Source organism: Rhodococcus sp. RDE2, assembly GCF_020885655.1.
Taxonomy (GTDB): Bacteria; Actinomycetota; Actinomycetes; order Mycobacteriales; family Mycobacteriaceae; genus Rhodococcus; species Rhodococcus pyridinivorans.
Genome location: NZ_AP025186.1, coordinates 1,925,658 through 1,937,236, shown reverse-complemented (window position 1 = coordinate 1,937,236; position 11,579 = coordinate 1,925,658). Strand labels below are relative to the sequence as shown.

The window sequence follows — 11,579 nt, the reverse complement described above, 5'->3', positions numbered from 1 at the left end:
TCGCGGGCAGAACGAAGGAGAACGCATGGACTCCGGCAAGCCCACGCGCGAACCACACGGCGACACCGCGACGACACAGCCTCCGGGCAGCTTCCGCTGGTTGCTCGTCGCCGGAGGTCTGCTGTTGCAGTTCTCGATCGGCGCGGTCTACGCGTGGTCGGTCTTCGGCGGAGCCCTCGAGAGCGCCGACTCCTGGGAACTGAGCACGGTCCGGGCCTCACTGCCGTTCACCGTCACCATCGGCATGATCTTCATCGGCACCTATCTCGGTGGCCGACTGCAGGATCTGAAAGGCCCCCGCGTCGTCGCGCTGATCGGCGGCATCATCTACGCGCTCGGTATCCTGCTCGCCTCGTTCACCGACGGAGCCGACGACTACTGGCTGCTCATCCTCGGATACGGCATCATCAGCGGCTTCGGGTTGGGCTTCGCATACATCGTCCCGATCGCCATGCTGCAGAAGTGGTTCCCCGACAAGACCGGTCTCATCACCGGACTCGCGGTGGGCGGCTTCGGATTCGGCGCGGTGCTCACCTCGCCGGTCGCGCAGTGGCTCATCGACCGGAACCCGGACGACCCGACGAGCGCCTTCCTGCCCTTGGGTATCGCCTACCTCGTGATGTCGCTGGCCGGTGCCGCACTCTTCCGCAACCCGCCCGAGGGATACACCGTGCCGGGCTTCGAACCCACCGGCAGCGACGGCAGCGGAACCGACCGCGGCAAGGAGTACACCCAGGGCGAGGCCCTGCGCACGCCCCAGTGGTACCTCCTGACCGCCATCCTCACCCTGTGCGTGACCGCCGGCATCTCCTTGATCTCGCAGGCGAAGCCGAGCACGTCCGACATCGCCGGTTTCAGTGCTTCCGGCGCGGCGGCACTCGTGGGCGCGCTCGCGATCTTCAACGGTGCCGGCCGGATCGTGTGGGCGGCGATCTCCGACCGCATCGGCCGGATGAAGACCTTCACCGCACTGCTCGTGCTGCAGGGCGTGTGCCTGATCGTGCTGCCGCACGCCAGTGGAGTGGTGCTGTTCTCGATCCTGGCCGCGATCGTCTACCTCTGCTACGGCGGTGCTTTCGGCACCATGCCGGCCACTGCAGGCGACTTCTTCGGGGTCCGCAACGCCGGCGCCATCTACGGCCTGATGCTCATCGGCTGGAGCATCGGCGGCATCATCGGTCCGATCATCGCGTCCACGCTCCTCGGTGACGACAAGGCGTACACCCTCGCCTACACCACCATCGGCATCATCGCGCTCGTATCGGTCGTGCTCACACTTATCACGAAGGTGCCGGAGGCGCGCCGGGAATCGGTCCCGTCCCGGTCCTGAGCCGGATCGCCGTCCTGCTCGTCACGCTCAGGGCGCTTCGTGGGTGTGCAACCACGAGACGACCTGCGTGCGGGAGTGCACGCCGAGTTTGTCGAGGATCCGTTCGACGTGACCGTCGACGGTCCGGCGTGAGATCACGAGCCGGTCGGCGATCGCGCGATTGCTCAGGCCTCCGGCGACGAGTCCCGCGATCTCCTGCTCCCTCTTCGTCAGCGGGGATGTCCGGGAGGCGGACTCGCCTCCCCCGCGCTGCCGTCGGGCGGAGCCCGGAGCACGCGAGGTCCGCCTCCCCGAGGACTCTCTCGGCTCCAGAGCGCTGTCCACGAGATCGACGATGCGCATGCCGGACTGCGGGTGGGGCGATTCGGCGGTGTCCGTCTCGCCCATCCGTTCCCGGAGGCGACGCTCCGCTGCCATCGAGTCCTGCTCGATGTGCGGCCCGAATGCTGCGATCGTCGTACCGAGGCGCTGCCACACCGTCCGTGCGGCCCCGAACAGCCGTGCGGCCTTCTCCGTGTCGCCTTCGGCGCCTGCCGACCAAGCCAGCAGTTCGAGCGACAGTGCCGTGCAGATCTTGTCCTCGAAGTCGCGCTGGACGGCCAGCGCGCCGTTCGCCGCTTCGACCGCAGGGCCGAGGCGCCCGAGATGGTAATGCGCAAGCCCCGAGACCCACAGCGCATAGGCCTTGTTCCACCGCTCGCCGTGCTGATCCGCCATCTCGACGACGCGAGCGCACGTCTCCAGGGCGTCGTCGAGTCGTCCATCGTAGGTCTGCGCCATCGCCAGCTGGAACAGGCGGGTCAGGTGGGCGGCGTGGTCGCCGTGCGCACGATGTACCCGGGCCGCACGGAGGTAGAGGTCGATCGCCTCGGCCGTCGCCCCGCAGAACAGTGCGTGCAGAGCACTCCAGTGATCGCAGTGGGCTCGCAACCGTACATCACCGGATCCGTCTGCGATCGAACGGCACTCGTCGAGGTGGACCGCCGCTCCGTCGCGGTCTCCCTGGATGAGGGCCGTCCACGCGGTCACCCACAGCACGTTGCCGCGCTCGCTGCTCGAGCGCGGAAGTCGTTGCAGGAGTCGTTCGAGCCGGGCCCGCCCGGTGGACAGGTAGCCACCCGCGATCCAGTGATAGCGCAGCGCGACGGCGAGCGCCGCCCCCGTGGCGAGTTCGTCGTCGTCCCGGATCGATCGGTCGAGCGCTGCCATGAAATCCGCGTGGTCGGCGCGCATCGACGACAGCAGGGCGGATTGCCTCGGCCCGTACCAACTCTCGGCGCAGCGACGGGCACGGTCGAGATAGTGCTCGCAATGCCGCCGGTACAGCTGTTCCCGTTCCCCGCGGGCGTCGAGCAGTTCGTGTCCGTACTCGCGCACGGTCACCAGTTGCGAGTACCTCAACACCGACGACGAACGATCGACACCCACAAGCGATTTCGCGATCAACCTGTCGAGCAGGTCGATGACCTGTTCGCTCGGCAGATCGTCGTCGGCGCAGACGGTCTCCGCGGCTTCGAGGTCGAAACTGCCGGTGAACACCGACAACCGTGCCCACAGCGTCCGCTCGGCATCGGAGCACAGTTCGTAGCTCCAGTCGATCAGGGCGCGCAAGGTCTGCTGCCGCGGCACCGCCACGCGACTGCCCCCGGTGAGCAGTGCGAAACGACGATCGAGCCGGTCGACGAGTTGTGCCGGAGACAACGAACGCAGCCGGGTGGCCGCGAGTTCGAGAGCGAGCGGCACACCGTCGAGCGCGATGCACAGGTGCGCAACGGCATCGGCATTGTCGTCGGTCACCTCGAAGCCCGGGACCACCTGCCGGGCCCGTTCGACGAGCAGACCCACCGCTTCGAACCGCTCGAGATCGGCCGCCCGGTTCCCCGTCGATCCGTCCGGTGTCGTCAGAGGTGGAAGCACGTACTCCGCCTCCCCCGCCACCGCGAGCGGCTCACGACTGGTCGCGAGGATCCGCACCTCCGGTGCATCACCGAGAACGGCAGCGACGAAGTCGGCCACGGTCGCGATCAGGTGTTCGCAGTTGTCGACCACGATCAGCATGTGCTCGTCGCGGAGACGGTCGATGATCTTGTCCATCACGGGTCTGGTGGACTGGTCGGTCACGCCCAGAGCGGCCGCTGCAGCCGAGGGAACGGACTCCGGATCCCGCACCACCGCCAGATCGATCCAGCGGAACGAATCGCGGAACGCGCGCGAGGTTCGCACCGCCAGCTCCTCCGCCACCCGGGTCTTCCCCACTCCACCCGGACCGAGGATCGTCAGCAGCCGGGTCCGCTGGAGGCACGACCGGGCCTCGTCGATCTCGCGACGGCGACCGATGAAGGTCGTCACCGAACGGGTGGGCCCCGGGGTGCGGGGTGGTGCAGCTTCCGGCAGGGCAGATTCCATCGTCACGCTTCTCAGAGATAGTGGGCCCAACATACCCGGGTGGTCGTGTGACGGCCAACACAGGTACTCGATGGGGTAATTCGCCCCGCGTTCTCGTGTGTGATCCACGTCATCGTCGATGCAGACCTTCGGTTCATCCGCCGGAGCGACATCACCGATACCGAGGAGCCAGGACAGATGACCACTTCCTCCACCACCCCCGACACCGACGTCGTCGTCGTAGGAGCCGGATTCGCCGGCCTGTACGCGCTGCACAAACTGCGCGACCGGATGAACATGTCCGTGCGGGTCTTCGAGGCCGGCGACGATGTGGGTGGCACCTGGTACTGGAACCGCTATCCCGGCGCCCGCTGCGACATCGAGTCGATCCACTACTCGTACTCGTTCGACGAGGACCTGCAGCAGGAGTGGCAGTGGAGCGAGAAGTTCGCCGGGCAACCGGAGATCCTCCGCTACCTGAACCACGTGGCCGACCGCTTCGACCTGCGGAAGACGATCACATTCGGCACGCGGGTGATCGGCGTGCACTGGGACGACGAGAACTCGTGGTGGACCGTCCGCACCGACACCGGTGAGACCGTGACGGCCCGGTGGTTCATCTCCGGCGCCGGCAACCTCTCGGTCCCCAAGAAGCCCGAGTTCGGAGGCATCGACAACTTCCGTGGGCAGGTGCTGCTGACCGGCAACTGGCCGCACGAGCCCGTCGACTTCACCGGCAGGCGGGTCGCGGTCATCGGCACCGGCGCCAGTGGGATCCAGGCGATCCCGCTGATCGCGCAACAGGCCGCGGAACTGGTGGTCTTCCAGCGCACGCCCCAGTTCGCCACCCCGCTCGGGAACGGTCCGCTCGACCCGCAGGTGCTGGACGAGGCCAAGAAGATCTACCCCGAACTGAGAGAGGCCGCACGCAACCACTTCCTGGGTGTTCCGTTCGACCAGGTGCAGCCGTCGGCGCTCGCCGTCGATGCCGAGGAGCGTCGGCGGGTGTTCGACGAACGCTGGAACGCGGGCGGGTTCCGCCTGTTCATCGACAGCTTCCAGGACATCCTCTTCGACAGGCAGGCCAACGACACCGCCGCCGAGTACATCCGCGAGCGGATCCGCGAGCGGGTCCAGGACCCCGCCAAGGCCGACACGCTCGCACCCCGGGGATACGCCTACGCCACGAAACGTCCCCCGCTCGAGACGAACTACTACGAGGCATACAACCGCGACAACGTGCACCTCGTCGACGTGAAGAGCACTCCGATCAGCGAGATCACCGAAACCGGTGTGCGCGTCGGCGACCGCACCTACGAGGTCGACACCATCGTGCTCGCGACCGGCTTCGACGCGATGACCGGACCGCTCATGGCCATGGACATCCGCGGCCGCAACGGTGTGCGCCTGGCCGACAGGTGGGCACACGGGCCGCGCACCTATCTCGGCATCATGATCGACGAGTTCCCCAACCTCTTCACGATCACCGGACCGCAGTCGCCCTCGGTGCTCTACAACATGCCGCTGGCGATCGAGGACCACGTCGACTTCGCGACCGACGCGATCGCGTATCTGCGCGCACACGATCTCCACGTCATCGAACCCACCCCGGAAGCCGAAGCCGACTGGGTGCGCACCACCACCGAGATCGCCGAGCAGACGCTGCTGCCGCAGACCGACTCGTGGTACATGGGCGCGAACATCCCCGGCAAACCGCGTGCCTGCATGGTCTACCTCGGGGGTGCCCCCACCTACCGGCAGGTCTGCGCCGAGGTCGTCGACGGCGGTTACGTCGGCTTCGACCTCGCCCCGGCACGAGCCACCGTCCCGGCCGCCTCGTAGCGCACCGATCTCCCCCACCTTTCGGAAGGAAACCACCCATGGCACTCGACGACCACGCCGCCGGCCTCATCGCAGGACTTCGGCAGCAGGGATTCACGTCGTTCTCGCAGATGACGGTCGATCAGGTCCGCGCGACGATCGCGACCTTCACCGATCTCCAACTTCCACCGCAGGACGTCGAGCGTGTGGACGAGACCCACTACGAGAGCGACGGCACCCGTCTCCCCCTACGGATCTACACCCCCGGGACGGACACCGGGCCGCGTCCGGTGGTGCTCTACTTCCACGGCGGCGGGTTCGTCGCGGGCGACCTCACCGTCGTGGACGAACCGGCGCGGGCGATCGCCCGCGCGACCGGGGCCACCGTCGTGACCGCGGGATACCGTCTGGCGCCGGAACATCCGTTCCCCGCAGCGGCCGACGACGCGTGGGCTGCGTTGCAGTGGGTCACCGCGCACATCGCCGAGTGCGGCGGCGACCCGCACAACCTCGTGGTGATGGGCGACAGTGCCGGTGGCAACCTCGCAGCCGGAGTCGCGCTGCGGGCCCGCGACGAAGGCGCACCGGTGCTGCGCGGACAGGTGCTGATCTACCCGGCGCTGGACCGCGCTGCCGACCTGCCCTCGCGCCGCGAGTTCGCCGAGGGGTACATCGTCACCGCCGCCGACATGGACTGGTTCCTCGACCGGTACTTCGCCTCACCCGAGGACGCAGAGACACCGTATGCGCTTCCCGCACGCGCGCCCCGTGTGGACGGTCTGCCACCGACCCTGGTGCTCACCACCGAGAACGAGGTGCTCCGCGACGAAGGTGAGCTCTACGGACGACGGCTACGAGAGGCCGGAGTGGACGTGACGATCCGCAGGTTCGACGGGCTCGTGCACGGCGCGTTCTGGATGTCGGGCGCGGTGCCGCGCAGCGGCGAGATGCGCGACGAGGTGGCCGGGTTCGTCACCCGCACCACCTCGGGCGTCCCCGCGCGGTAGGAACTCGATCCGCTACTCCGCGGGAGGGGCCGAGCGACGATCCGACGTCGCCGGCCCTTCTCCGCGTTCCTCGTCGTCGCGCGCCGCACGCTCGTCGTCGTCCCGCGCCGCGCGCTCGTCGTCTTCGCGCGCCGCGCGAGCGGCCTCGCGCATCTCGATCGCGTCGGTGATCAGTTCACCGATCTCGCGGGTGACGTCCCGGACCGCCCCGGTGATGATCCCCGCGATCGCGCCGACGTGGGTGGCCGCCGACTCGGTGACCTCCTGGATCGTGTCCTTGTTACGCTCGAATCTTCCCACCATGTTCGACCCCCTCGATCGTGTCGTCCGCGAGGGTACCCGCATCGCCGACGAGGTGGTCCGCGCCGCGACGACGGTCGATGATCACCTGCGACTCGGGTTCGGAACGCACCCATCCCGGCGGGAGGGCGAACTTGAAGATCTTCTTCCAGACCGACGTCACCTGAGCTGTGAGGCCACCGGTGTTGTACGGAAGTCCGTGCTTCTCGCACAGTTCCCTGACCTTCGGAGCGAGCTCCGGATAGCGGTGTGCCGGCAGGTCGGGGAACAGGTGGTGCTCGATCTGGTGCGACAGGTTGCCGGACATGATGTGGAACAACGGTGAGCCGGTGATATTCGCGCTGCCCAGCATCTGCCGGACGTACCACTCACCACGGGTCTCCTCGGCGGTCTCCTCCTCGGTGAAGGACTGCACGCCGGACGGGAAGTGACCACAGAAGATGATCGAATACGCCCACACGTTGCGCACCAGGTTGGCGGTGACGTTGCCGAGCAGGGTCGGAACGAACATCGGACCGCTCAACAGCGGGAACGCGATGTAGTCCTTGACCACCTGACGGCCGGCCTTGTGCCACCAGCCCTTCGAGATCGGGATCACGTCGCGCCACGACCGCTTGCCTGCGACGATCCGGTCGACCTCGGCGTCGTGCATCATCACGCCCCACTCGAACAGGAACATGAGTGCGGTCGCGTAGACCGGGTTGCCGAGATAGTAGGGATGCCACTTCTGGGCAGGGTCCATGCGCAGGATCCCGTATCCGATGTCACGATCCTGACCGAGGATGTTGGTATAGGTGTGGTGCACGTAGTTGTGCGAGTGCCGCCACTGGTCCGACGGGCACACCGTGTCCCATTCGAAGACACGGGAATTCAGCGACGGTTCGCGCATCCAGTCGTACTGACCGTGCATCACGTTGTGCCCGATCTCCATGTTGTCGAGGATCTTCGACACACTCAGCGCCGCCACACCGGCGACCCATGCGGGCGGGAGGAATCCGACGAAGAGCAGACCGCGGCCGGCGATCTCGAATCCGCGCTGTGCCTTGATGATCCGGTAGAGATACTCGCGGTCCTCGTCACCGAGGGATGCGAGTGTCTGCTCCCGCAGTGCGTCGAGTTCACGGCCGATCTCCTCGACACTGTCGCAGTCGAGGACGAGCGGTTCGTTCTCGGCCGAAGAACTGCGGCCGGACAGGAAGGGCAGAAAGGGAACGGTGGGTAGGGACAATCCGAACATGATGTCCTCCAATGGTTTCGGTGGTGTCGCCGGACGGCCGGTTCAGAGTTCGACGGCGACGTCGCCGACCGGGGCGTTGACACAGATCTGGATGCGGCGGCCCGGCTCCGAATCGACGTCGCCGGTACGCACGTCGCGCGTGCACCCCGACAGCCGGACGGCGGTGCAGCTGTGGCAGATGCCCATGCGGCATCCGTGTTCGGGCGTGAGACCGGCCGCTTCGGCCTGTTCGAGCAGCGTCGACCCGGTGTTCTCGGCAACGACGCCGGATTCGGCGAAGGAGATCTCGCCGCCGGCATCGTCCGTCGACACGACCGGTGGTGCGAGGACGAATTCCTCGGTGTTCACCATCGTCTCGGCGCCCCGTTCGGCGTAGACCTCGCGGATGCTCGCGACCATCTCGGCCGGACCGCACACGAAGGTGGGCGTGTCGGCGTACCAGGGCGCGACGGCCGCGAGGTGGTTACGGTCGAACCGCCCCTGCAGCAGCCCGTCGTCGGAGCGGGTGTGGGCGTGGACGATCTCGATGTTGGGGCGGTCGGCGAGCGCCTCGAGTTCGGCGCGACGCGGAACGTGCCCGGGCGTACGGGTGTAGTAGAGCAGCACTGCGGACCCGTCGTACCCCTCGGCGAGGAGACCGGACAGCATCGACAGCACGGGCGTCAGCCCGGAACCCGCGGCGACGAACAGCAGGCGTCGAGGGCGTGGGCTCGGCAGCACGAACTCGCCCGCGGGAGAACCGAGTTCGACGACATCTCCGACCTGCGCACGGTCGTGGAGGTGGCGCGAGACGGTGCCCTCGGAATGCCTGCCGATGGTGAACCGCAGGTCGGGCCTGCGCTTCGACTCCGCGTCGACGAGTGTCGGCGAGTAGCAGCGCGTGTGCCGCACGCCGTCGACGCGGACCGACACGGTCACGTACTGCCCGGGAAGGGGTCGGCACGGCTGCGCGGGCCGCACCGTGACCGTGAGCGAGTCGGTGGCACTTCGGTCCACATCTGTAATCCGGGCGTAGTTCGCCGACGTGACGAGAAGCGGGTCGGCGAGTTCCAGGTAGCGGTCCGGGTGATGCGGATAGGACAGCATCCCGAGTGCTCCTACCAGGAGTTTCCGCAACGAACCCGAGTGCGGGACGGGTGTCGGACGGTCGCGCACGATCATGTCTGTCCGCCTTTCGGTAGACCTCTGCGTGCTCAGTGAACGAATGTGCACTGAAATCAGTGTGACAGTCGGACACACCTGTCTGTCAACCCTGATGTGACCGCAGACACAGATGACCGGACACCGCCCGGAACGTCGTGCCTAGACTCGGGGGGTGTCCACCGCTTCCGTACCCCCGCCGACCACCCGCGCCGAACGCAAGGAACGCACACGTCAGGCGCTTCTCGACGCCGCCCTCGAACTGTCCGCCGACCGGGGACTCGGCGGGGTGAGCCTGCGGGAGGTGGCCCGCAGCGCGGGCATCGTGCCGACCGCGTTCTACCGGCACTTCTCGTCCATGGACGAGCTCGGAGTCACTCTCGCCGCCGACACGATGCGGGTGCTGCGGCGCCTGCTGCGCGACGCGCGGCGCACACCCGGCCCGGCAGGGGCGCGGCAATCGCTCGACGTGCTGGTCCAGCAGGTACGGGCTCACAAGGCGGCCTTCCGGTTCCTGGCACGCGAACGCCACGGCGGCGTTCCCGAGGTGGCCGCCGCGATCTCCGTCGAGCTGCGCCTGCTGACCAGCGAGCTCGCCGCCGACCTGGGTCGCTCCCCGGGCCTCGAGGACTGGGATTTCGACGATCTCGAGATGGCCGCCGACCTACTGGTGACCGCGATGCTCGATTTCGTCCTCGACCTGCTCGCCGTCGAACGTCCCGGCAGCGCGCAGGAGGCGGAGGTCGTCACCCGCGCGGAGAAACAGATGCGTCTGATCCTGCTGGGTGCGGCGGCATGGCGGCCGCGACGGACGTCCGGCAACCGGTGACGGGCCGGCGCGACGCCGGTTCGCCGAGGTGGACGGGAAATCCTGTCGCAGACACTCCCCTTCCGTAACGTGGTTCCCATGGCATCGACCGAACCCGCCACCTACGACGACCTGACCTTCGACGTGCGCGTGGCGGGTCCGAGGGACGGCACGCCCGTCGTGCTCCTGCACGGCTTCCCCGAGACATCACGCAGCTGGACGCCGGTGGCGCGACTGCTCGTCGAGCGCGGTTTCCGCGTGATCGCCCCCGACCAGCGCGGATACTCCCCCGGTGCCCGACCGACCGGCGTCGAGCACTACGGGGTGCCGGCGCTCGCCGGTGATGTCCTCGGCCTGCTCGACGAGTTCGGGCTCGATCGCGTCCACCTCGTCGGGCACGACTGGGGCGCCGCTGTGGCGTGGTACTTCGCCGCGCACAATCCCGACCGCGTCTCGGCGTTGACCGCGGTCTCGGTCCCCCACCTCGCTGCCTACGGCTGGGCGTTGCGGGAGGACGCCGACCAGCGCGAGCGCTCCTCCTACATCGGCCTGTTCCGGCAGGAGGGCAAGGCGGAGGAGCTCCTCCTCGCCGACGACGCGCGGCGCCTGCGGGCGATGTTCACCTCTGCCGTCGACCACGACTCGGTCGACCACTACGTCGCCGCGATGTCCGCGCCCGGCGCTCTCACCGCCGCCCTGAACTGGTACCGCGCCATGACACGGGATCTCGATTCGACTCCCCCGGTCCGCGTCCCGACGACCTACATCTGGAGCACCGCCGACATGGCGATCGGCCGAGCCGGCGCCGAACGGTGTGGCGAATTCGTCGACGCCGAGTACGACTTCGTGGTCCTGCCCGACGTCTCGCACTGGATTCCGGAGGAGGCCCCGGGCGAGATCGCGAACGCGATCTCGCGGCGGCGGAACGGCTGAGAGCCGCCCACCGCGGCTTCCGTCAGCCCACGACCGGGGCGAGCAACACTTCGAGCTCGGCGACGACCGCATCGAGCGGAGCCGGACTGCGCTGCGCCTGGGCCACGACCAGTGCGCCCTCCAGTGCGGCGATGACCAGGTTCGCCAACGACCGCGCACGCTCCGCGCCGACGCCGTCGGCCACCAGGGACCGCGCGACGACGTCGACGAAGGTGTCGAAGGCCTCCCCGGCCCGTGCGCGCGCCCGCGGTTCGGTCCCGAGACCGGCGGCCACCACCGGGCATCCCGCGACATAGTCGGTGGCCACGAGACCCTCACGCCACAGGTCGACGACGGCGCGCACCGTGTCCACCACACCGAGACCGTCGACCTTTGCCGTCAGCGACCGCTCGATCCGGGTGGCGGCCCGGTCCGTGGCCTCTTCGACGAGTTGCGCCTTGCCGCCGGGAAAGTGGTGGTAGATGGAACCGCGCGGCGCACCGCTGTGCTCGAGGACGTCCCGGAACGACGTGGCCGCGACCCCTCGCTCGCTCATCAGCGCGATCGCGCTGGCGATCATCGCCGCGCGCGGTCCGTCCCGTCGTTCTGCAGCGCTCACCCGTTCCTCCGGCAGTGGTG

Annotated in this window: 10 protein-coding genes; 5 read left to right on the top strand and 5 right to left on the bottom strand. The window is 68.2% G+C overall.

Features of this window, described 5'->3' with window-relative positions:
- The first annotated feature begins 25 nt into the window (after window positions 1–25).
- Complete coding sequence (locus LPH33_RS09025; RefSeq protein ID WP_229567864.1) at window positions 26–1,330, top strand: OFA family MFS transporter; 1,305 nt, start codon at window positions 26–28, stop codon at window positions 1,328–1,330.
- Between the two features lie 27 nt (window positions 1,331–1,357).
- Here the strand turns inward: LPH33_RS09025 and LPH33_RS09020 are convergent, their stop codons facing one another.
- Entirely contained in the window at window positions 1,358–3,736 is a 2,379-nt protein-coding gene (locus tag LPH33_RS09020) for an ATP-binding protein (RefSeq protein WP_229567863.1), read from the bottom strand.
- A gap of 177 nt (window positions 3,737–3,913) precedes the next feature.
- On the opposite strand from LPH33_RS09020, the gene LPH33_RS09015 reads away from it, so the two are divergent.
- A complete protein-coding gene (locus LPH33_RS09015) occupies window positions 3,914–5,557 on the top strand; it encodes a flavin-containing monooxygenase (protein WP_106201548.1) in 1,644 nt (547 codons plus the stop codon).
- A 38-nt stretch (window positions 5,558–5,595) separates the two neighbouring features.
- A complete protein-coding gene (locus LPH33_RS09010; protein ID WP_088897401.1) occupies window positions 5,596–6,543 on the top strand; it encodes an alpha/beta hydrolase in 948 nt (315 codons plus the stop codon).
- Between the two features lie 12 nt (window positions 6,544–6,555).
- Here the strand turns inward: LPH33_RS09010 and LPH33_RS09005 are convergent, their stop codons facing one another.
- From LPH33_RS09005 to LPH33_RS08995, 3 genes are read right to left on the bottom strand one after another with little or no spacing between them, the layout of a single operon-like run.
- Window positions 6,556–6,846, bottom strand: a complete 291-nt coding sequence (locus LPH33_RS09005) for a hypothetical protein (RefSeq protein ID WP_145691859.1) — start codon at window positions 6,844–6,846, stop codon at window positions 6,556–6,558.
- Window positions 6,824–8,080, bottom strand: coding sequence for a fatty acid desaturase family protein (locus LPH33_RS09000; RefSeq protein WP_229567862.1), 1,257 nt, complete (start codon window positions 8,078–8,080; stop codon window positions 6,824–6,826). Before LPH33_RS09000 ends, LPH33_RS09005 begins: the two co-directional genes overlap by 23 nt.
- 42 nt (window positions 8,081–8,122) lie before the next feature.
- Window positions 8,123–9,241 (bottom strand): ferredoxin reductase, encoded by a 1,119-nt coding sequence (locus LPH33_RS08995; RefSeq protein WP_229567860.1) that lies wholly within the window; start codon window positions 9,239–9,241, stop codon window positions 8,123–8,125.
- A gap of 154 nt (window positions 9,242–9,395) precedes the next feature.
- Between LPH33_RS08995 and LPH33_RS08990 the strand changes: the two genes are divergently transcribed.
- Together LPH33_RS08990 and LPH33_RS08985 are read left to right on the top strand one after the other, a co-directional pair.
- Window positions 9,396–10,049 (top strand): TetR family transcriptional regulator, encoded by a 654-nt coding sequence (locus tag LPH33_RS08990; RefSeq protein ID WP_106200131.1) that lies wholly within the window; start codon window positions 9,396–9,398, stop codon window positions 10,047–10,049.
- Between the two features lie 78 nt (window positions 10,050–10,127).
- Window positions 10,128–10,961, top strand: coding sequence for an alpha/beta fold hydrolase (locus tag LPH33_RS08985; protein ID WP_229567858.1), 834 nt, complete (start codon window positions 10,128–10,130; stop codon window positions 10,959–10,961).
- 22 nt (window positions 10,962–10,983) lie between these two features.
- Here LPH33_RS08985 and LPH33_RS08980 read toward each other — a convergent pair whose 3' ends face one another.
- Window positions 10,984–11,520, bottom strand: coding sequence for a TetR/AcrR family transcriptional regulator (locus LPH33_RS08980; RefSeq protein WP_016694420.1), 537 nt, complete (start codon window positions 11,518–11,520; stop codon window positions 10,984–10,986).
- Window positions 11,521–11,579 lie beyond the last annotated feature (59 nt).